Consider the following 21388-nt stretch of genomic DNA (forward strand, 5'->3'; position numbering starts at 1 on the left):
CTCCGGTCCCTTTAACTACAGGCGACCACCAAGGTCGACGGCTCGGTTTCGGCGCGGCTGAAGAATTCCGATGCGCGGGCCGAATTGCGGTCGATATCTGCGGTCGAGCGGATCGACTGGCTGTTATTGCACGCCATTCGGGCATCGGCGATGCAGTCGCCCGGCACAGCGCACCAAAGCGCGAGGCCGCGGCTGCCATCGGTCAATGTCACCGGAACGCCGTTGACCACCGGGGCGGGCGACGGGTTGGCGACCGGGGCGGGCGTGCTGGTTCGGATGGGTTGCGTTGGAAAGGTGACGCAGCCCGCAAGCGCCACAAGGCTGGTCAAAAGTGTCACTCGGATCATAACTGCTCCCTCCGTCATTTCCTGCAACATGACAGCGCGCGCGGGGCGCAATCAAGCCCCGCGCGTGGGGTCGGCCAAATTCTGCTTGGGTCTCAGAACGAGAGAAGCCCGTAGTTATAGGTTTCCACATTGATCTGGCGCGGGCCCTCACCGACCTGTTCCAGCTCGATATGAACGGGCGGGTGGCCCAAGTCGCTGGCCAGTTGATTGGCTGGCGAGTTTGGCAAGACATTGATCCGCGCGCCACCGCCCAGATTGTCGAAGCTGGCCCCGCCTGAGGGGGAGAAATGCCCGTCGCCGCGCACATATCCGCCAACCGGGCCAACGCTGACACCGGCTTCGACGCGGACATCGACACGGCCATCGCCTTGCACCAGCACATGCGCCGAAAAACCCGGCACCGCGACGGAGAAGCCAGCGTTCAACCCTGGGATCAGGATGCCATATTCCGGCAAGTCTTCCTCACAGCGATAGCTGGTCGGATAGGGCCGGCCCTCCATGCAGGCGATCTGGGCGGAGCTGTTTTCGATCTCGCATGTGACGGACATCAACCCGCCGATGATCGAGCGCGGGCAAATCTCCTGGCAGCGGAAATTCACATCGCACTGGTTTTGCAGCGCTTGTGAATAACTCGGCCCGGCACTGGGCAAGCGCGGCAGCGTCTCCAGAAGCGCCAAGCCATTCGGCTCCAAGAGATGCGCCCGGGCCAGCGCGGCCGCGGCCCCTTCGGCATCGCCCGCGGCATCCAGGGCGCGAGCATGGTTGGTCCAATAAAGCGGTTCTTCTGGGGCCAACTCCGTGGCGCGGCGGCTGTGGTCGACGGCTTCATCGTGCAGACCCAACCGGCGGGCTGCATTGCCCAGATTGTTCAGGATCGCCGGATCATTCGGTTGCAACTCATTGGCCAATGTCAGGGCGTCATAGGCGGCCTGCAAGAAGGCCTCCGACCAGTCATCCGGCGCATCGGCATAGACCTCCATCGCCATGGCCCCGAAATTGTTGAGACTGGCGGCGGTGGCGTTCGGCGCTTGCGCCGCCGCGCCAAAGAACCACGCCGCGCGATCAAACTGGCGACGCGGGTAGAGCAGATGCCCGATTGTGTCGGCGGTCACGCCATCGGGCAGGCTGACCAGCATTTCGGTGAAACTCTCCGCTTCACCTTCTGGGAAACTCTCTGCCAACGCTGCCATGACGGCTGGCATCGCTGCCCCATCCGTTGGCATGGCGTCTGCACTGTCCGTGCTCTCCGAGTGGGGCGGGGCGGTGGCTTCTGGGGCGACGATCTCTGCCGCCTCCGCCGCGCCTGTGCCCTCTGGTTCTGGGTTTTCCGGTGCCCCCTCGCTTTCGGTTGCCTCGACCTCTGCCTCTGGCGCTGGACCTTCCGCCGGTGCCTCTGTCGGAGCAGGCGTCGGCGTTGGTTGCGGGGCAGGGGTGTCGTCCCCTTTACCTCCCGTGTCGGCCGGAGCGGCAGGTGGCGGCGTGGGGGCCGGCTGTGGCGCGGGTTGCGGCGCAGGAGCAGGTTGCGGGACGGGTGTGGGTTGCGGGCCTTTGTCGCCGGTATCGGTCGGCGTCGCTGGCGGTGTGGGTGTGGGCGTGGGAGTGACGGCGGGGGCGAGCGGCCCGGTGCCTCCGGGGACGTTCTTTCCCTCATCGGGACTGGTCAGCGCGGTTTGCGCCAAGCTGCTGCTGCCTGGAGTTGTGGCGAACACGGCCGCTGAGATTAGCGTCACCGACACAAATGTTATTGCTTTGCGGATATAGGTCGCGCGGCGCGGGCTGACGAAAACGGCCATGCCTCTCTCCCCCATTCGAAATATTGGTCTGGCCAAGAATACGCGGCCCTAATGGGGGAAATCTATCACAGTGATATGTAAAACCAAAGCCTGACCGGGCAATTTGACTCGGATCAAGGCGCTGCCCGCGGGTTTGTGACAGTTTCGTTTCAAAACCAACGAAAATGCTACAGGACCAAAAAAAGGGACAGTGCCAATGGAAGATCTCAAGACCGTCGAAACCGCGCCACCGATAAAACCCACCAAATCGGTGCGACCGAATGTGGGTTTCCCAACCGTCACACCGGATACCATCCGTCAGGCCTTCGAGAGCGGGGCATACCCTTACGAGACCAAGCTCTCCCGGCGGAGCTACGAGAACCAGAAGGCCAAGATTCAAGCTGAATTGCTCAAGGCGCAGAAATGGATCGGGGAAACCGGCCAGAAGATCGTGATCCTGTTCGAAGGCCGCGATGCGGCGGGCAAAGGCGGCACGATCAAACGCTTCATGGAGCATTTGAACCCGCGTGAGGCACGTGTGGTTGCGCTGAACAAACCCACGGATGAGGAACGCGGCCAGTGGTTCTTTCAACGCTATGTCGAGCATTTGCCGACTGCGGGCGAAATGGTGTTCTACGACCGCTCCTGGTACAATCGCGCCGGTGTTGAGCGGGTGATGGGGTTCTGCGCCCCGAACGATTATCTGGAGTTCATGCGCCAGACGCCGGAGCTCGAACGGATGTTGGTGCGCTCCGGGATCAAGCTCTACAAATACTGGTTTTCGGTGACGCAAGAAGAGCAACGCGCGCGGTTCGCCAGCCGGGCCGACGATCCGCTCAAACGCTGGAAGCTGAGTCCAATTGACAAGGCGAGCTTGGACAAATGGGCGGATTACACCGAGGCGAAAGAGGCGATGTTCTTCTACACCGACACCGCCGATGCGCCCTGGACGGTGATTAAGTCAAACGACAAGAAACGCGCGCGGATCAACTGCATGCTGCATTTTCTCGACAGTTTGGAATATCCGGACAAAGACCTGCGGATCGCCCATGCGCCGGACCCTCTGATCGTTGGGCAAGCGGCGCATGTGATCCACAATGCAGACCATATCCTGGGCACCTCGCTGCACCCCGATAGGCGGTATAAGAGCTAAACCAGCCGTATCAACACAAGAAAGGGCGGCTATTTGGCCGCCCCCATGATCTTTTGGCAAATGGGTCTGTCAGACGTCGGTTCCGCCCGAGGGGTCGGTTCCGATTCCGAAATGCTCGAAAAGCACCGCATCATCGACGATGTTCCGCTGATGCGCGACAGAGGCGATCGCTTGAAGCGCTGCCTCTTCTTGCGCGGTTAGGGTGCCCGCGATCTTTTCCGGAATTCCGGCTTCCAATGCGGCGATGATATCGCCATTCATCAGTTCATTTGCAGCGTTAAACAGGTCACCGGCCTGTGCTTCGGTCAGAGTACCGGCTTGGTAAAAGTCCTCGAAATCAGCCGATGTAAACTGCACGAAGTCATCGCTCAGTTGCTGATTTCGGAGTTGTGCCTCAAGTCGGGATGACACGTCGTCGATCGTGCTGTCGAGAACATCGGTCGTCGCAATCGCCATAGAGACAGCCGCGGCAGACAGGACCACCCAGTCGACTGAGATGGCACCACTGTCTTCTTTCAGAAATTGTCTAAGATATTCAGACATTTTTCCATACCTCGCGACGTAAAAGTGCGATTCTCTTATGGGCTGTGAACTGGGCGTAATTGTGACCAATTGGAGGCCGATCCGACAACAATGCTTAGATATTGTTCACATTTGTGCTGGCGGCGAGAGTTGGCTCAAGGGCGCACGGAGTGGTTGCGATCTCTGCGATCTCAGACCTATATCGCTGGCATGGTGCGACGTATCTTGCAGTTTTTGGCGCTTGCCGTGGGCTTTTGGGGCGCACCACCGCCCGCACAAGCGCATCCGCACATCTTTATCGATGCAGGGCTAGAGTTGATACATGATCTCTCCGGCTCTTTGGTCGAGGTGCGGGTGACGTGGCGCTATGATGAGCTCTATTCGCTCCTCTTGCTGCAAGATTATGGTTTAGACCAAGATTTCGATGGGGCTCTGACTGAGACCGAGATTGCGGATACTCTTGGTTTCGATCTGAACTGGGGCGCCGGCTTTGAAGGGGGCTCACCTTGATATCCGGCGGGCAGATGCTGGAGATCGGCGCGCCCGCACCGGTTTCGTTGATCCTGACAGAGACCGGGCAGTTAGAGACCGTCCATCGCAGGCCCGTTGTTGGCGCAGCACCAAACCCTTCGCTCGAAGCCGCGATCTATGATCCGGAGTTCTACATCGCCTTTGAAATGACCTTGCCGATGCAGATCACCGGGCGCGAAGGGTGCGCGACCGAGCTTGTCCGGGCCGATCTCGATGCGGCCTATGCCGTTTTGCAAGAAGAGATAGAGCGGATCGGTGGCGCGGTCTCGGCCGAGGACAACTTTCCCGCCGTTGGGACGATATTTGCGGATCGGGTTGTGGTGACATGCGCGGCGGACTGATCTGGCTTGCCATTGTCTTGGCCCTCGGGCTGGCTGCGCTGTTTCTGACCGGCGCGGATGATGCGCTTTATCACTGGGCGTTAGCCGAGCAGCGCGACACGCAAAACGGCCTGGCCCGGGCGCTCCGCGCCTTGCGGGCTGGCGAGCCAGGCGCGCTGATCGCCTTCACCGGGCTTTGCTTCGCCTATGGGTTTTTTCATGCCGCTGGGCCGGGTCATGGCAAGATTCTGATCGGCGGCTATGGCGCGGCGCGGCGGGTTGGGCTGTGGCGGCTCTCCGGCATCGCGCTTCTGTCGAGCCTCGCGCAAGCCTTGACCGCGATTATACTGGTCGGCGCGGGTATTTGGCTTTTGGGCTGGGGCCGCGAGCGGATGACGGGCCTGGCGGATGAGACATTTGCGCCGCTCAGTTTTGCCCTGATCGCGCTCGTCGGACTCTGGCTTGCCTGGCGCGGCACGCGCGGGCTGATCGGGCGGAACCATACGCACACAGCAGGAAAGGATGGCACCTGCAGCACCTGCGGTCATACCCACGCCCCGGATGCCGACGCGCTCAGCCAGGCGACAAGTTGGCGCGATGTGGCGATGTTGGTGGGCGCGGTGGCGATCCGGCCCTGCACCGGGGCGCTCTTCATCTTGATCCTGACCGCGCAGATGGGGATTTTCGCCATCGGCGTTGCCGGGGCCTTTGCCATGGGGTTGGGCACGGCCAGCGTCACGGTCGCCGTGGCGATCGCGGCGGTGACCCTCCGCGAAGGGGCGTTGGCAAGCCTGCCGGGCGGTGCTGCCATCGCCCGGGCACAGCCGCTTCTTGAACTCGGCGTCGGCCTGATTGTCGCGCTCTTGGCGGGGAGCTTGGCACTGCAGGCGCTCTAGCCCAAGCGGTCCCATTCGGCCCCCGCGTTTCGTGATGTCTTGGCAAGTCCGATCGGGCCAGATAAGCCAGTCTGATCATGTCCCCGTTCCGCACTCATATGCGCGCCACTCTGGCGCTTGGCTTACCCCTGATCGGCAGCCAATTGGCCCAGACTTCAATCGGTCTGACCGATACGATCATGGTGGGCTGGTATGGCGTGCCGGAACTGGCTGCCGTCGCTCTGGGCGCCAGCTATTTCCATATCGTGCTGATTATCGGCATGGGGTTTGCGCTGGCGGTGATGCCGATGGTGGCCGCCGCTGTCGCCAATGACGACAAGACCCAGGCCCGGCGGGTGACCCGAATGGGCCTTTGGCTCGCCGCGATTTTCAGCGCGCTCAGCCTGCCGCTCTTTTGGTTCTCCGGCGCGCTTCTGCTGGCGCTTGGCCAAGAGCCGCAAGTGGCTGCCGATGCGCAGGATTATTTGCGGATCGCGGGCGGGGCGATTGGCTTTGCCGTGATGTTCATGGTGCTGCGCAGCCATCTCTCGGCATTGGAGCACACCAAAGTGGTGCTTTGGGCGACCCTGGCGGCGGTTCTGCTCAATGCCGGGCTGAACTGGGTGCTGATCTTCGGCAACCTCGGCGCGCCGGAACTGGGCCTGCGCGGCGCGGCCTTTGCCTCGCTTGGCACCCATGGGCTGATGTTCTTGGTCCTGGCGCTCTATGCGGCATATGCCAAAGGGGTCGCCCATTACGACCTCTTCGCGCGGCTTTGGCGCCCGGATTGGGAGGCGTTCGGCCAGGTGTTCCGTCTCGGCTGGCCGATCGGGCTGACGCTGCTCTCCGAGGGCGGGTTGTTTATGGCGACGATGATCATGATGGGCTGGATCGGCGCGCTGGAGCTTGCGGCCCATGGTGTCGCGCTGCAGATCGTGTCGACGACCTTCATGGTGCATGTCGGGTTGAGTTCGGCGGCAACGGTGCGCGCGGGCCATGCCTGGGGGCGGGGCGATATCCCCAATCTCCGTCACGCGGCCAAGGCGGCTTTGATCCTCTCGGCGGTCATGGTCGGGATCACCATCGCGCTTTTCCTGAGTTTCCCGGGTCCACTCATGTCCCTCTTCGTCGATCCGATGGATCCGTTGCGGCCACAGATCATCGCGATCGGCACCTCGCTTCTGGTCGTGGCCTGCCTGTTCCAACTGGCAGATGCGGCGCAAGTCATGGCGCTTGGCCTGCTCCGGGGCGTACAGGACACCAAGCTTCCGATGTTCTATGCCGTCGTCAGTTATTGGCTGGTCGGCATCCCGTCGAGCTATCTCTTTGGTTTCACGCTCAATATGGGCGGGGTCGGTATCTGGCTCGGCCTGGTGGTTGGTCTTGTCCTGGCGGGCGGTCTGATGATGGCGCGGTTCTGGCGTGGACCCGCACGGTTGGCCTCACCGGCCTGATGTTTCAAGCGAGAAAGACGCCAAGGGCAGGTCGTGACCTCGCCACTTGGCGCCCATGTATCGCGTGGCGCGCGACCAGCGCGCCTCCGCTGGATTACTTTGCAAGGCCGCCCAAGATCCGGGCCCAGGCCCGAATGCCGCGATGGAAGCTCTCCAAATCGTATTTCTCATTCGGCGAATGCACCGCGTCATCATCTTTGCCAAACCCGGCCAGAAGCGCATCCATGCCCAGATAGGTTTTGAAATACCCCGCGACCGGGATCGACCCGCCGCAGCCGATATAGGCCGCCGGTTTCGGCCATTCCGCCGACAGGGCGCTCAGAGCCACATCGAAGGCCGGGTGGCTGGTATCCATATGCCCGGCGGGGGAGGCGCCATGATCGGCAAACTCCACCTCACAATCGGCGGGCAATTGCTCCGTCACCCAGGCCCGGAAACTCGCGCGCAGCTTATGCGGGTCCTGACCGCTGACCAGCCGGAAGCTGACCTTCGCATGGGCTTCAGACGGCAGCACAGTTTTAAACCCGTCGCCGGTATAGCCGCCCCAGATCCCGTTGATCTCCGCCGTGGGGCGGGACCAGATCATCTCAAGCCCCGAGCATCCGGCTTCCCCCGCCGGGTCCGACAGGCCGACCGGGCCCAAGAAACCGCCTGCGTCAAAGCCAAGCCCGTCCCACTGTGCTTTCAGCTCGGGCGTCAACTCCGCCACATCATCATAGAAGCCGGGCACCTGGATCACGCCATTCTCGTCATGCAGATTGGACAGCACATCGCTCAAGGCCCGGATCGGGTTCATCGCGATGCCGCCATACATGCCCGAATGCAGATCGATCCGCGGGCCGGTGACCGTGATTTCCTCGCCCAGAAGCCCGCGCAACTGCGTCACGATTGCGGGGGTCTCCGCATCGAACAGCCCGGTGTCGCAGATCAGCGCGATATCCGCCGTCAATTCGTCGGCATTCTCTTCCAGGAATGGGATTAGCGAGGGTGAGCCGCTTTCTTCTTCTCCTTCGAAGAAGATCGTCACCTTGGCGGGCAGGGTCCCCGTCTCGGCTTTCCAAGCGCGGCAGGCTTCGACAAAGGTCATCAACTGGCCTTTGTCATCCGCCGCGCCCCGGCCACGGATCACCTTGCCATTTGGCGTTTCTTCGATGGCGGGCTCAAAGGGCGGTTTGTGCCACAGGTCGAGCGGGTCCACCGGCTGCACATCGTAGTGGCCGTAAAACAACACATGTGGGCCGTCGCCCCCACCATGGGCCAAGACCATCGGGTGGCCAGGTGTAGGCCGCACGGAGGCGTCGAATCCCAATCCGGTTAGTTCGGTCACCAGCCATTCCGCCGCCGCTTGGCAATCTGCGTCAAACGCCGGATCGGTTGAGATCGAGGGGATCCGCAGAAGCTCCATCAACCGCTCTGTGGCCTGATCCAGATCGCTGTCGATCCGCGCCAATACTGCATCCAATGACATTGGGTGTCCTTTCCATAAAACCGGGATTGCCGCGAACTCTACGCTCCGCTGACGGGATGTCCAGCGGTTGCCCGGGGCGGGGGAAGCCGCTACATGGAGAGACCGTGACGTTTGGGGGTTATGGCCCTTGTGGGACGTTGATTTCGGATGAGCAGAAGGAGAGGGTGATGCGCGCGATTGTTGGAGCTTTGGCCTTGGTGGGGCTGACCCTGCCGGCGTTTGCGCAGGATTTGCCCACGGGCCGCGAAGCACAACGCGAGTTGTTTTCAGCGCGCGGGCCGGCGGAGGGCGTGCTTGTACCGCATGATAGCCTGAACGCTGCCGAAATCGGGCTTCTGGAAGGGGCGGTGAGCGACGGGCTGTTGCCCGATATGCTCTATTATGGCGCGCTCGCGATTGCACCTGATGCGGGGCTGGCCAATCCAAACACAACCGCCGCCGTCGGAAACTATCATGATGAAGAGGCCGCCCGCGCCGCAGCCCTCGCCCAATGTGAGGCTGGCCGCGAAGACGGGGCAGAATGTGTTGTGGTGCTGGTGGTCCGCCCGCGCGGTTGGGAGCCGGGGGCGGCGATCCAGCTGAGCGCTTCGGCCAGCGCCGTTTTGCGGGGGGACTATCGCTTTGCGGATCGCCCCAAGGTTTTCGCGATTTCGCCGAGCACCGGCGCTTGGGGCTTTGGGCCGACAGATGAAGCGGCCAATTTAGATTGCGGAGTCGCGGATTGCCGTGCGATTATCGCCAATTAACGGCCCAGATACAGCCATGGGTTGATTCAAATCAAAGTGGGTTGCGCGGCAATTTGTAACTTGGCGAAGACAGCCCCACCGCAGTATCAGCGGTAAGACAGAAATGGCCGTTCGCGAAGGGGCGGCGCAAACAGACAGCCAGCGTCTTTTGGCCCAGGGGACCGGGGAAGGTACCTCCCGGGGGTCAAAGAAGGAGACAGCCAGTGAACTACGATACCGCGCTTGATACGGCCCTGAACCGTTTGCATGAGGAAGGCCGCTATCGGACCTTCATTGATATCGAGCGGAAGCGCGGTCAGTTCCCGCATGCGGTTTGGAACCGGCCCGACGGCACCAAGCAGGATATCACCGTCTGGTGCGGCAATGATTATCTCGGCATGGGTCAGCACCCGGTTGTTCTGAATGCGATGAAAGAAGCCTTGGACGCGACGGGCGCGGGCTCAGGCGGCACGCGGAACATCTCGGGCACCACAGTTTACCACAAGCGGCTTGAAGCTGAGCTGGCCGATTTGCATCAAAAAGAGGCGGCGCTGATCTTCACCTCGGCTTACATCGCCAATGATGCGACTTTAAGCACGCTGCCCAAGCTCTTCCCAGGTATGATTATTTACTCCGATGCGCTGAACCACGCCTCAATGATCGAGGGTGTACGCCGCAATGGCGGTGCGAAACGGATTTTCCGCCATAACGACGTCGCGCATCTGCGCGAGTTGATGGCGGCTGATGATCCGGCGGCCCCGAAGCTGATCGCGTTCGAATCGATCTATTCGATGGATGGCGATTTTGGCCCGATTGAAGAGATCTGCGATCTGGCCGATGAATTTGGGGCGCTGACCTATCTGGATGAGGTGCATGCTGTGGGCATGTATGGTCCGCGCGGTGCAGGCGTGGCGGAACGGGACGGGTTGATGGACCGTCTGGACATCATCAACGGGACCCTGGGTAAGGCATTTGGCGTGATGGGCGGCTATATCGCTGCGTCTGAAAAAATGTGCGACGCGATCAGGTCTTACGCGCCGGGCTTCATCTTCACCACTTCGATCCCACCGGCAATCGCCGCGGGCGCAGCGGCGTCGGTCAAGCATCTGAAAACCGATCAGGCGCGCCGCGATATGCAGCAAGAGCGCGCCAAGGTGTTGAAACTCCGTCTGAAAGCGATGGGCCTGCCGATCATCGATCACGGCTCCCACATCGTGCCGGTGATTGTGGGTGATCCGGTTCATACCAAGAAAATCTCGGATATGTTGCTGGCCGATTACGGGATTTATGTGCAGCCGATCAATTACCCGACCGTGCCACGTGGTACTGAGCGTTTGCGTTTCACGCCATCTCCGGTTCATGACCCCAAAATGCTGGATGGTCTGGTTCGTGCGATGGATGGGTTATGGAGCCATTGCGCGCTCAATCGATCCGAGCTAAGCGCCTAAGATCCCGATCAGAACGCGCCTTCACCCAGGCCTCGGCCTGGGTGGATTGCATGCCCACAGTTAGGGCGCGCCCGTTATGCGCTGAATTACGCCGACAGTGATGCTGCGTTAACCGCTAGTGCACAGAGTTTTGCTATTGTGGTAAGGTGCCCGCCAAGTTGAGTGGTTTTGGGGAATCACTCTTTTGGGGATGACGGGCTGTTACAGCAAATCTGGCCACATACAGGCGAGTTACGTGGACCAGCATAAAAAACGGGGCAAGGCCAGTATGGGCCAAAACAGGGCAGAGGATCGGGTACAGGCTGTACCGTTCGAGGAGCTAGCCGCCCTCGAAGTCCCCCTGGGTGATCTGTTGCGCGGCGAACGCGCGACCCTCGGAAAATCTCTTCTTGATGTGGAACGTGAGCTAAAAATCAAGGCCGCCTATATCTCGGCTATTGAAAATGGCGATCTATCCGCCTTTTCTTCGCAAGGGTTTATCGCAGGTTATGTCCGATCTTACGCGCGCTATCTGTCGCTCGATCCAGAATGGACCTTTGACCGGTTCTGCGGCGAGAGCGGGTTTTCAGGTGTGCACGGGTTTTCCGCACGTCAAGCGGTTGAGGCCAAACGCTCCTTGGCAGAGGCGCCGGGGCGGATCGACCCCAATGATGTGATTAAAGCTGCGCGGGTGTCGTTTACCCCGGAACGTGAGCGACTCTTCTCCAATATCGAACCGGGCGCGCTAGGCTCCGTTTTGGTGCTTGTGGCGCTGGTTGCGGGCATTGGATACGGGGCCTGGGCCGTATTGCAGGATGTGCAGCGGCTGCAATTTGCACCGGTGGAGCAGGCGCCCGACACGTTGGCCCAGCTTGATGCGCTTGGCGGTGCGGCCCCAGATGGGACGTTTGGCACGGGCTTGCCCGACGATGCAGCCACATCCCTTCCCAGAGCGGATGCGTTGGATCGGCTGTATCGCCCTCAGGCATTGGACATGCCCGTGATGACACCGCGCGACCAACCCTTGGCAACGCTGGATCCCGATGAAGTCGGCGCATTGGCCCCGCCCGTGAATCGTCTCGCTAGCGCTGCCGCACCGGTCGAAGAGCCGCTCCCGGGCAGTGCTGTGCAAGTCACTGAGCGGACCGAGGATCAGGTTGTGCTTTTCGCAGTGCGCCCGTCTTGGGTGCGTGTGACCTCGGCCAGTGGCACCGTCATCTTCGAAGGGACGCTCGACGCCGGTGACAGCTATGAGCTGCCGATCTCGGAGGTGCCGCCGACGCTGCGCGCGGGCAATTCCGGTTCGCTCTACTTTGCAGTCAACGGCGTGACGATGGGGCCCGCCGGGCCCGGGACCTCGGTGGCGCGCGACGTGGTGCTTTCGGCGGATGCAATCTCAGACAGCTATGTCATAGCGGATGCCACAACAGACCCGGACCTGGCGGAAGTGGCCGCTCTGGTGCTCAGCCCGGAGCCCGCTGTCGAGGAATGATGCCGCAGGCCGTTGTGCCTCTGCGCCCGTCGCTCTATCTACCCAAAGAGAGACAGTTCTTCTGACCGGAGCCGCGCAGCCCATGTCGCATAACCCGATCCGCCCATGGCGCAATATCGACCGCCGGAAAAGCCGCCAGATCCATGTGGGCAATGTGCCCGTCGGTGGTGATGCGCCGATTTCCGTGCAGACGATGACCAACACGCTGACCACGGATATCAAAGGCACCATCGCGCAGGTGCAGGCCTGCGCCGAGGCTGGGGCCGATATTGTTCGCGTGTCGGTGCCGGATGAGGACAGTTCCAAAGCTCTGAAAGAGATCGTCCGCGAAAGCCCGGTGCCGATCGTCGCCGACATTCACTTTCATTACAAACGCGGCATCGAGAGCGCTATGGCGGGCGCGGCGTGTCTCCGGATCAATCCCGGTAACATTGGTGACGAGACCCGCGTGAAAGAAGTGATCAAAGCTGCCCGCGACCATAACTGCTCGATCCGGATCGGGGTGAACGCTGGCTCCCTCGAAAAGCACTTGCTGGAGAAATATGGCGAGCCATGCCCCGATGCGATGATCGAAAGCGGGCTCGACCATATCAAGATCTTGGAAGACAACGATTTCTTCGAGTTCAAGATCTCTTGCAAAGCTTCCGATGTCTTCATGGCCGCCGCCGCCTATCAGGGCCTGGCTGAGGCGACCGACGCGCCAATCCATTTGGGCATCACGGAGGCGGGGGCCTCATGTCCGGCACGATCAAATCGGCGATTGGGCTGGGCAGCCTGCTTTGGATGGGCATTGGCGATACGATGCGGGTCAGCCTTTCGGCCGATCCGGTGGAAGAGGTGAAAGTCGGCTTCGAGATGCTGAAAGCGCTCGGCCTGCGCCATCGCGGCGTGAACATCATCTCCTGCCCGTCTTGTGCGCGGCAAGGGTTCGACGTGATCAGAACCGTCGAGACGCTCGAGAAGCGGCTGGAGCATATCAAAACACCGATGAGCCTCTCGATCATCGGCTGTGTTGTGAACGGTCCGGGTGAAGCGCTGATGACCGATGTCGGCTTTACCGGCGGAGGGGCTGGGTCGGGCATGGTCTATCTGGCTGGCGCGCAAAGCCACAAGCTGTCCAACGATCAGATGGTTGAGCACATCGTCGAACAGGTCGAGAAGAAGGCCGCTGAGTTGGATGCCGAGCGGGCCGCAGAAGAGGCCGCGAGCCAGGCGGCGGAATAGCGCATCGTCCAGCGGGACTTATCCTGGTAACGCGTGAGCCAGCTTTTCGGGCCGCAGAGGGCCGCTCAATGGCAAGCCGTTGAGAGAAGCCGTGTTGCCCGGGTTTTGGACGTTTCAATTGCCCTCGCCCAGACCGGCAGCTCAAGGCATGCTAAGACGCCCAATTTCGTTTGGAGAATGACCATGGAATCCGTTGAACTGCATCGTGGCCGCCTCATCGACCACGTCCAACTCGTCGTCCGCGACTTCGCGGCGAGCCGGGACTTTTACACCGCTGTTCTGGGCGTCTTGGACATTCCCATTGTCGATATGGCCGATGACGTCTTTTTCGCCGACGAGTTGGTCGTATCCTCGGCTGAGAGCCCTGCCGCACTCGGCGCGTTGACCGGGAGGCACCACTTGGCGTTCCAGGCGAAAGACCGCGCCACGGTCGATGCCTTCTACGGCGCGGCGCTGGCCCATGGCGGGCGCGATAACGGCGCGCCGGGCGAGCGGGCCTATCACCCGGGGTATTACGCGGCTTTCGTGCTTGACCCCGATGGAAACAACATTGAGGCGGTCTACCATGGCCCCGCACAGCGAAGTGCGCCATCGGTGGTCATCGGCTTTTAACGGGCAACCGATCATGTCAGGGTGATCGGCAGCAAACCTCGCCAACGGGGGTCTTCGGTGATGGCAGACCTTAGTCGTCAAATTGAACCGGGCGCTGCCGGGTTCGATTCACGTTGAGTTGCAAGACATCTGGCCGCGCATAATGCCCAGCTTGATCAAGGTTTTGTCGTTCGCCGCGAACGACGCCCGCGTCGATTTCGGCCACGATCAGGGCCTCCTCATCCACCACCGGATCAACCAACACCGTGCCATCCGGGGCGACAATCGTGCTGCCGCCATTAGAGATCACATCGCCACCCGCCGCCACGATCTCGTCTCGGGCAAGCGTATCCTCGGGCAGGTCCGACACCCGCAGCAATCCACTCGCCGCGATCACATAAGACCGGCTTTCTTTGGCGATGAACACGGGCAGATCGCAGGTGTTATGAAGGCCGCCGGGCCAGACACTCACATGCAAGCTCTCGCCTTGCGCATAGAGCGCTGAGCGCGCAAGCGGCAGCCAGTTTTCGTAGCAATTCAGGCCGCCCACACGGAACGGGCCGAGATCATGGACCTTTAACCCATGACCGTCGCCCGAGGCCCAGGCCAGCCGTTCTTCATAGGTCGGGTGCAGCTTGCGATGGACAGAGCCGATCTGCCCATCCGGCCCGATATAAACCAGCGTACAATAAAGGCTATGGCCGCCGCGATCCGGCGCGCGCTCCATCACGCCGAGATAGATCGCGATCTGCCGTTCGGCGGCCAAGGCACAAAGCGGGTCAAGATCGCCGCGCTCAATCACCACGCCCTGATCGACATAATGGGCATAGATCGCCTTCTGCTTCGGGTCATTGAAGCGCGCGCCATCCGTGCGCTCGATCCAAACCGGATAGCCCGGCACCAGAGCCTCGCCAAAGACGACGAGATCGCAACCCGCATCGGCGGCCTCCGTCGTCGCAGCCATCACTTTCTCCAACGTCGCCGCGCGGTTCAGCCATACCGGTGCGATCTGCGCGATCCCAACCGTGAGCCGGTCGCTTTCATGTCCGTCTGGTCTGATCTCGGAACGGATGATCTTCATGCCGGCGGCTCCCCTGTTGCGAAGAGCCGCTTATCATGGGGTAGGGCGCCGAAAAAAAGAGGCAGCCCGAAGAGCCACCCCTGATCGTCATGAAACTGGGTCGTACCGCGGGCAATCCACGGGTCGCGTAAGACACCTTCTGATCGTTAGGGGCCGACCCTCATCTTTTGCCGGGGCCGCGCGGATGGGGGACAGTGCGGCTGATCCCGGCTAGGGCAGGCTCCCGTATCGGGAAGGTCAGGCGGGTGCGGCAAGTGTCCGCCTCGAATGTGACGGCTGCGCGACAGAGGGACGACATGCACGTGATTTTCCGGATCAGATGTCAGAGACCGGTGGACAATGGGTCGCCCCCAATCGAGCCACCGCCAATTGCGTCGCCCAAACCCGCCCGCTAATCTGGGCGTGGAGTTCTTCGGGAAGGATCTGGCGATGGCCGTTTTGGCGGATATGCCCCGCAATGAGGCGGGGATTGCCACCGCGCTTGGCATCTTGGCGCAGCGGTTCGGGCCGCGGTTCGAGATCGGGCAGGCGATGCGCGAACAGCATGGTCACACAACGACTTGGCTCCGGAATCAGCCGCCCGATGGCGTGGTCTTTGCGCGCTCCACCGAAGAGGTGCAGGAGATCATGCGGGTTTGCGCCGAACATCGCGTGCCGATTATCCCATTTGGCACCGGCACCTCGCTTGAGGGCCATGTCAACGCGCCCGCAGGGGGGATCAGCGTCGATTTGAGCCAGATGGATCAGATCCTTGCCGTGAACACCGAAGATATGGATGTGGTGATCCAGCCCGGCGTGACCCGGAAGGCGCTGAACACGCATTTGCGCGATACAGGGCTGTTCTTCCCCATCGATCCGGGCGCGGATGCCTCGCTTGGCGGCATGGCGGCGACCAATGCCAGCGGCACCAACGCGGTGCGCTATGGCACGATGAAGGACAATGTGCTGGCCCTGAAAGCGGTGTTGCCGTCGGGCGAGATGCTCAAGACCGCCGCGCGGGCCCGGAAAACCAGCGCGGGCTATGACCTGACCCGCCTGATGGTCGGCTCTGAGGGCACGCTTGGCCTGATCACCGAGCTAACGCTGCGTCTGCAGGGTATCCCCGAGGCGATCTCGGCGGCGACCTGTTCTTTTCCGAGTGTCGAAGCGGCGTGCAACACGGTGATCACGACGATCCAGTTCGGCCTGCCCGTGGCGCGGATCGAGCTTTTGGATGCCCTGACGGTGAAAGCCGTGAATGCCTATTCCAAGCTCAGCTTGCCGGAGACGCCGCTTTTGCTGGTGGAGTTTCACGGCTCGCCGGCCGGAGTTGCGGAACAGGCCGCGAGCTTTGGCGAGATTGCCGAAGACTTTGGCGGCCATGATTTCCAAGCCACGATGCGCGAGGAAGACCGCAACAGACTTTGGCAAGCCCGCCATGATGCGTATTGGGCGAGCCTCGGCTTGCGCCCTGGGGCCAAAGGCATCTCGACTGATGTCTGCGTGCCGGTCAGCCGCCTGGCTGATTGCGTCACGGCGGCGCAAGCGAAAACCGCCGAAATGGGCTTTGTTGCGCCGGTATCGTGGGCCATGTGGGAGATGGGAATTTCCACGTCCTGCTGCTGATCGATATGGAGGATAGCGCTGAGATTGCGCGGGCCGAGAACTTCGTCGGCTGGCTGAACGATCTGGCGATCTCGATGGACGGAACCTGCACTGGCGAACATGGGATCGGCCAGGGCAAAGCGCCCTATCTTGTAAAAGAACTCGGCGCACCCGCGATGGAGGTCATGGCGGCGATCAAAGCCGGGATCGACCCGCTGAACATCCTCAACCCGGGTAAGATCGGCCTCCCGAACCCCTAAATCACCCTCGCCAGCCAAAGAGCCAGCATGCCACACGCGCCAGAGTATTCCGCTCACAAAGAACCGCATCTCTCGGGCCGGTCCGGCTGGCTCCGCGCCGCTGTGATGGGGGCGAATGATGGTATCCTGTCGACGGCTTCCTTGATTGTCGGGGTCGCCGCTGGCGGTGCGGACCGGGTGGAGATGATTTTGGCGGGTGTCGCCGGGATGGTTGCAGGCGCGATGAGCATGGCAGCCGGGGAATATGTCTCCGTCTCGTCTCAGGCCGATGTGGAGCGGGCGGATATCTCGCGCGAGAAGGCCGAGTTGATCCGTAATCCGGATGGTGAGCTGCGCGAGTTGGAAGCGATCTATGAAGAACGTGGCCTCAGCCCTGAACTGGCCGCGCGCGTCGCGCAAGAACTGACCCAAGCCGATGCGCTTGGCACCCATCTGCGCGATGAGATCGGCCTGACCGATCTGTCGCCACCGCGTCCGTTGCAAGCGGCGCTGGTTTCGGCCCTAACATTTGCTTTGGGCGCAGCCGTGCCGCTGAGTGTCTCCGCGATCAGCCCGATGTCGTCGGTCTTGCCGCTGGTCGGCGGCGCAACCTTGGTCGCTTTGGCAATACTTGGTGCGCTTGGGGCTCATGCGGGTGGGGCGCCGAAATTGCGTGCGGCGGGGCGGGTGATGCTTTGGGGCGTTCTGGCGATGGCGGCGACGTCGGCAATTGGCGCGCTGGTCGGTCAGGCGCTGTGATCGTGGGGTCTGAAAAAGACCGCTTCGCCATTGTCAAAGCTTGTGATCCCATCTGCATCTGAGACGCAGAACTGCGCGCGGGTACCCTCGGCAATCCGGGCCGGCGCGCCGGTCAGAAGACGCCAAGGCCGATCAAATGCGAATGGCAGCGTGTCCACCGGCGGGCGATTCAGCACCTGGGCCAGATACATCACGCTGTCGAGAAGGCTGGTATCGGCACCGGCCAATGTACCATCCGCCAGGGTCAGGCGCCCCTCCCGCCGCTGAATCGCCCGACCGTTCAACTGAAAACGGGTCACATCGGTTCCCGCAACGGCCATCGCATCGCTGACAAGCATCAAAGCGTCGGGACGAGCCCGTACTGCCAGACGCAAGCAGGCGTCATGCACATGATGCCCATCCGCGATCAGCCCAAAGGCCTCCGCCCGGTCCAGTGCGGCACCGACCAGCCCCGGGGCCCGATGGTGCACCCCCGACATCGCATTGTATAGATGCGTCGCCATCCGCGCGCCGGCGTCGAAGGCCGCAATCGCCATGTCATAATCGCACGCGCTATGCCCGAGCGAGACGATGATGCCAGCCTCAGCTAAAGTGCCGATCTGCGGCAAGCTGACCTGCTCAGGCGCGAGCGTGATCATCAAACTTCCAAGCCGTGCTTTCGCGTCAAAATACAGCGACAGATCGGCCTCGGTCATCGGTCGAAGTTTTGCCGGATCATGCGCGCCAGGCACCGCCAAATGCGGCCCCTCCAGATGCAGGCCCAACAGCCCTGGCTCATCCGCCATCGCCTGTACCGTCAGGTCGACCACCCGCGCCGTTACCTCCATGCTGTCCGAAATTAGCGTCGGGAGGATAAAACCCGTGCCAAGCCTGCGATGCGCGGCCATGATCCGGCGGATATCGGCGGCGCTTTGGCAGTCACCCAGCATCAGACCATCGCCACCATTCACCTGGAGATCGACCAACTCGGGAAAGACGGTTTTCGCTCCGGGGATCGCCACACTCTGGCTGATGCTGGCCACATGGCCATCGGCGATTTCGATATCGACGCCTTTGCGCCAGCCGTCGCCATCAAGAATATTCACACCTTTCAGGATCATGGCAGCGCGGCCGCCATTGCCAATGCGCCATCCAATGCGGTGTCTTTGGGCGCAACCAGGCTCACGCGGAGGGGTTCCGGCAGAAAGGGAGTCAGGGCTTGGCCAAACCCGCCCGCCATGACCAGGGGCGCACCGGTTTCATGACCCAGATCTTCCAGGCCCCGGCTGATCTCCGCCATCGTTTCGGAGAGGAGCTGTTGCCCGGTTCCGGTTTCGGCATGGTCCAACACCAAGGGCGCAAGCGCCGCATAATCGCTTGGGTCCGCATCTTGCAGTGTGAGCAGCGGGTGTGGGGCCAGCCGTGCCATCACGGCCTCCGACAGCGCATCTGTGGCCATCCGGCCCTCGCTGGCCTGCAAACTCACCGCAACCAGACGCCGCCCGAGCCAAGCGCCCGAGGCTTCATCGCCAAGCTGAAACCCCCAACCGCCGAGATGGGTCACCGTCCCACCCACCTTGCGGTTAAAAAACGACCCCGTCCCGAGACTGATCAAGGTGCCATCCGCACCGTCAAACGCGCCATGAAGCGCGGTGACGCTGTCATCGACAATCTGCGTGGGGAAGGGCAGGCGGGCGGCCATATCCTTGGCCAATTCTGGCAAGCGACAGCCTGCGATCCCGGCGCAGATCCGGGCGCGGGGCAAAACCGCGCGGGTCAATCCAGCTTGAGATAAGCCGCGGCCCAGTGTTTCCGACAGTTCGATGGCGGCTCCGGCGGGGTCGGTGAACGCATTGGCCGGCCCGCCATCGACCCGCATCACCCCGCCACCGGGCAAGCGAATGGCCACGCGGCAGCCGCTGCCGCCGCCATCGATCCCTATGGTGATCCGCGCTCTCATCCCCGGCAATCTATGCGGCTCAAAGGGTCTCCGCCAGTCTTAGAGCGTCACAACCCGCACCTCGCGCGCCGCCTCTTGCGCCGCAAGCCCCATGCGGACGGCGGCGATCCCGTCGCTCAGGCTGACCGCCGGTGCGGTGCCATCTCGGGCCGCTGCCAAAAACAACTGGTGTTGATAGAAGGTTGCGCCGTTATGGTCGCCTGCGTCGAGCAAGGTTGGATCGACGGGGATTTCCATCTCGCGCGGGCCTTGCGGCGCGCGTGGGCTGGTGATGACTTTCGGGGTTGGGGCCGGTCCCAAATGAGTGGGCCAGAACCGCCCGGGGCCGGGCACAAGCGCTTCGATCTTGCCGGTTGGCCCAATTGCGGAAAGCTCCTCTTGATAGCGCGCGCCTTCTGCGAACATGCATAATTCCAACATGCCCCGCGCGCCGTTGTCAAAATCGACGATCACATAGCCGCTGTCCCAGATGTCTGGGGTCATACCTTCATATTGTTCGCTCAAATGGTTCAGGACCTGTCCTGCGCTGGCCATGACGCGCACCGGTTCAGCGCCGAGGGTCACCCGCATCAAGTCAAAGAAATGGCAGCATTTTTCGACCATCGTGCCGCCCGTTTTCTGGTTGAAGCGGTTCCAATCCCCGACCTTCTCCAAGAAGGGAAACCGATGCTCGCGAATGCTCAACATCGATGCGCCGCCGGTCTCCCGCTCGGCCAAATCGAGGAACTTCGCGATTGGCGGCATATAGCGATATTCCAACGCCACCCAGATCAGCGCGCCATAACTCTGCTCAAGCCGTTTCAATCGGGGCAGTTCTGCCGGATCAGTATAGACGGGCTTCTCGACCAGAACCGGCAGGGCGCGGGCCGCCGCAATCTCCTCAAGCTGCGCCAGGTGCTGGTAGTTCGGCGTGGCAATCACCACGACATCCACATCCTCCCGCGCCACCAATTCGGAGATACTGTCGCAAGCGATCGCGTCGGGAACCAAATCCAAAGCCTGCGCCCGCATGCCCGGGTCCGGCTCGACAATCGCGCGCACCTCACAATCGCCCAGAAGGCGGATGTTGCGGATATGCTCTTGCCCCATCATGCCGCAGCCAATGATGCCGTATCTCATAGTCGTGTCTTTCTGCTAGCTGATCCGCGCGACGTAGCGTGCACGGCTTGTGTTCACCCAAGAGCGAGAAAACTCGATGGGATCATTGGCTTGGCTCCAGGTTCGACGTGCCACCAAACAGGCGGGCGCGCCGGAGGGCAGGCCAACCTCTTCCGGGGCCCAATCCGGTGTAGGGTCAACGCCCACCCGATCCTCGGCCCGGAGGATCGCGAGCTTCAAGGTCTCGCGGTAATAGAGATAGAGCGATTGGCTGAGCTCGTCGGCGGCGAGCGTTTCGGTAAATCGCCCGTCGAGCCAAATCTCCTCTGCTGAGACCGGTTGCCGGTTGAGCGACCTGACCCGCCGAATGCGCCAGGCGAACGGAGTGTCGCTGCCCAGATCGGGGATATTGTCTGGTTTCGCTTCCCGCGACACGTCCAGTACGCGCGCTGTTGGAAAGCCGCCGCCTTCCAGCAGTTCCAGGCGGAAAAGCGCGTAGACGCCCCCAATCTCGCCATTCGCACGGATCGTGTTGCCCGACCCTTGGCGCCGCTCAAGCAGCTTGCGGGTCTCCAATTCGGCTAACGCCTTGCGCAGGGTCATGACTGACACACCATGCTCGGCGGCCATCTCGCGCTCGGGCGGCAGGCGCTGCCCATCGGCCAAGCGCCCCGCCGCGATGTCGCGGATCAGCATCTCGCTGATTTGCAAATACGCCGGAAGCGCGCCGGGCTCGGTCACCTCTCACGCCCTCCCGCGTGGAAATTGATATAGCATTGATCTACTC

General features: G+C 61.9%; 19 protein-coding genes and 2 pseudogenes. 12 read left to right on the forward strand and 9 right to left on the reverse strand.

Annotation, left to right across the window (positions count from 1 at the left end; translation table 11 throughout):
- Positions 1–11: 11 nt before the first annotated feature.
- Together QTA57_RS12690 and QTA57_RS12695 are read right to left on the reverse strand one after the other, a co-directional pair.
- Positions 12–347: a YajG family lipoprotein gene (locus QTA57_RS12690; RefSeq protein WP_145208511.1), complete on the reverse strand. Its 336-nt coding sequence runs from the start codon at positions 345–347 to the stop codon at positions 12–14.
- Positions 348–439: 92 nt separating this feature from the next.
- The gene (locus QTA57_RS12695; RefSeq protein WP_290151823.1) at positions 440–2140 is read right to left on the reverse strand and encodes a tetratricopeptide repeat protein; all 1701 of its coding nucleotides are present in this window, start codon (positions 2138–2140) and stop codon (positions 440–442) included.
- 196 nt (positions 2141–2336) lie between these two features.
- On the opposite strand from QTA57_RS12695, the gene ppk2 reads away from it, so the two are divergent.
- Positions 2337–3272 (forward strand): polyphosphate kinase 2, encoded by a 936-nt coding sequence (gene ppk2 / locus QTA57_RS12700; protein WP_290151825.1) that lies wholly within the window; start codon positions 2337–2339, stop codon positions 3270–3272.
- Positions 3273–3341: 69 nt separating this feature from the next.
- Here the strand turns inward: ppk2 and QTA57_RS12705 are convergent, their stop codons facing one another.
- On the reverse strand, positions 3342–3815 hold the full coding sequence (locus QTA57_RS12705) for a hypothetical protein (RefSeq protein WP_290151826.1): 474 nt from the start codon (positions 3813–3815) through the stop codon (positions 3342–3344).
- Between the two features lie 189 nt (positions 3816–4004).
- On the opposite strand from QTA57_RS12705, the gene QTA57_RS12710 reads away from it, so the two are divergent.
- The 4 genes from QTA57_RS12710 to QTA57_RS12725 all read left to right on the forward strand — a co-directional run bounded on the left by QTA57_RS12710 (position 4005) and on the right by QTA57_RS12725 (position 6974).
- Positions 4005–4304 carry a DUF1007 family protein gene (locus tag QTA57_RS12710; RefSeq protein WP_290151827.1) on the forward strand — a complete coding sequence of 100 codons (300 nt, stop codon included), beginning with the start codon at positions 4005–4007 and terminating at the stop codon, positions 4302–4304.
- A 14-nt stretch (positions 4305–4318) separates the two neighbouring features.
- Complete coding sequence (locus QTA57_RS12715) at positions 4319–4666, forward strand: DUF1007 family protein (RefSeq protein ID WP_290151829.1); 348 nt, start codon at positions 4319–4321, stop codon at positions 4664–4666.
- Positions 4651–5541 carry a nickel/cobalt transporter gene (locus tag QTA57_RS12720; protein ID WP_290151830.1) on the forward strand — a complete coding sequence of 297 codons (891 nt, stop codon included), beginning with the start codon at positions 4651–4653 and terminating at the stop codon, positions 5539–5541. Before QTA57_RS12715 ends, QTA57_RS12720 begins: the two co-directional genes overlap by 16 nt.
- Positions 5542–5618: 77 nt before the next feature.
- Complete coding sequence (locus QTA57_RS12725) at positions 5619–6974, forward strand: MATE family efflux transporter (protein ID WP_290151831.1); 1356 nt, start codon at positions 5619–5621, stop codon at positions 6972–6974.
- Between the two features lie 94 nt (positions 6975–7068).
- Here QTA57_RS12725 and QTA57_RS12730 read toward each other — a convergent pair whose 3' ends face one another.
- Complete coding sequence (locus tag QTA57_RS12730) at positions 7069–8442, reverse strand: M20/M25/M40 family metallo-hydrolase (protein ID WP_290151833.1); 1374 nt, start codon at positions 8440–8442, stop codon at positions 7069–7071.
- Positions 8443–8609: 167 nt separating this feature from the next.
- Here QTA57_RS12730 and QTA57_RS12735 point away from each other — a divergent pair, with 167 nt between their 5' ends.
- The 5 genes and pseudogenes from QTA57_RS12735 to QTA57_RS12755 all read left to right on the forward strand — a co-directional run bounded on the left by QTA57_RS12735 (position 8610) and on the right by QTA57_RS12755 (position 13922).
- Positions 8610–9188 (forward strand): 5-aminolevulic acid synthase, encoded by a 579-nt coding sequence (locus QTA57_RS12735; protein ID WP_171559441.1) that lies wholly within the window; start codon positions 8610–8612, stop codon positions 9186–9188.
- 203 nt (positions 9189–9391) lie between these two features.
- Positions 9392–10615: a 5-aminolevulinate synthase gene (hemA, locus tag QTA57_RS12740; protein ID WP_290151834.1), complete on the forward strand. Its 1224-nt coding sequence runs from the start codon at positions 9392–9394 to the stop codon at positions 10613–10615.
- 235 nt (positions 10616–10850) lie between these two features.
- The gene (locus QTA57_RS12745) at positions 10851–12086 is read left to right on the forward strand and encodes a helix-turn-helix domain-containing protein (protein ID WP_290151835.1); all 1236 of its coding nucleotides are present in this window, start codon (positions 10851–10853) and stop codon (positions 12084–12086) included.
- A gap of 82 nt (positions 12087–12168) precedes the next feature.
- A pseudogene (gene ispG / locus QTA57_RS12750) lies at positions 12169–13310 on the forward strand (flavodoxin-dependent (E)-4-hydroxy-3-methylbut-2-enyl-diphosphate synthase).
- Between the two features lie 183 nt (positions 13311–13493).
- Positions 13494–13922 (forward strand): VOC family protein, encoded by a 429-nt coding sequence (locus QTA57_RS12755; RefSeq protein ID WP_290151836.1) that lies wholly within the window; start codon positions 13494–13496, stop codon positions 13920–13922.
- A gap of 70 nt (positions 13923–13992) precedes the next feature.
- On the opposite strand, the gene QTA57_RS12760 is transcribed toward QTA57_RS12755, so the two are convergent.
- Entirely contained in the window at positions 13993–14982 is a 990-nt protein-coding gene (locus QTA57_RS12760) for a carbon-nitrogen hydrolase family protein (protein ID WP_290151837.1), read from the reverse strand.
- Between the two features lie 429 nt (positions 14983–15411).
- Here QTA57_RS12760 and QTA57_RS12765 point away from each other — a divergent pair.
- Together QTA57_RS12765 and QTA57_RS12770 are read left to right on the forward strand one after the other, a co-directional pair.
- Positions 15412–16826, forward strand: a pseudogene (locus QTA57_RS12765) (FAD-binding oxidoreductase).
- Between the two features lie 27 nt (positions 16827–16853).
- Positions 16854–17564, forward strand: a complete 711-nt coding sequence (locus tag QTA57_RS12770; RefSeq protein WP_290151839.1) for a VIT1/CCC1 transporter family protein — start codon at positions 16854–16856, stop codon at positions 17562–17564.
- On the opposite strand, the gene QTA57_RS12775 is transcribed toward QTA57_RS12770, so the two are convergent.
- From QTA57_RS12775 to QTA57_RS12790, 4 genes are read right to left on the reverse strand one after another with little or no spacing between them, the layout of a single operon-like run.
- The gene (locus QTA57_RS12775; protein ID WP_290151840.1) at positions 17552–18664 is read right to left on the reverse strand and encodes an N-acetylglucosamine-6-phosphate deacetylase; all 1113 of its coding nucleotides are present in this window, start codon (positions 18662–18664) and stop codon (positions 17552–17554) included. The genes QTA57_RS12770 and QTA57_RS12775 overlap by 13 nt on opposite strands.
- Positions 18661–19503, reverse strand: coding sequence for a BadF/BadG/BcrA/BcrD ATPase family protein (locus QTA57_RS12780; RefSeq protein ID WP_290151841.1), 843 nt, complete (start codon positions 19501–19503; stop codon positions 18661–18663). Before QTA57_RS12780 ends, QTA57_RS12775 begins: the two co-directional genes overlap by 4 nt.
- A gap of 39 nt (positions 19504–19542) precedes the next feature.
- On the reverse strand, positions 19543–20622 hold the full coding sequence (locus QTA57_RS12785) for a Gfo/Idh/MocA family protein (RefSeq protein WP_290151842.1): 1080 nt from the start codon (positions 20620–20622) through the stop codon (positions 19543–19545).
- A 15-nt stretch (positions 20623–20637) separates the two neighbouring features.
- Entirely contained in the window at positions 20638–21342 is a 705-nt protein-coding gene (locus QTA57_RS12790; RefSeq protein ID WP_290151844.1) for a GntR family transcriptional regulator, read from the reverse strand.
- Between the last annotated feature and the right edge of the window lie 46 nt (positions 21343–21388).

This window comes from Fontisubflavum oceani (genome assembly GCF_030407165.1).
Taxonomy (GTDB): domain Bacteria; phylum Pseudomonadota; class Alphaproteobacteria; order Rhodobacterales; family Rhodobacteraceae; genus Rhodophyticola; species Rhodophyticola oceani.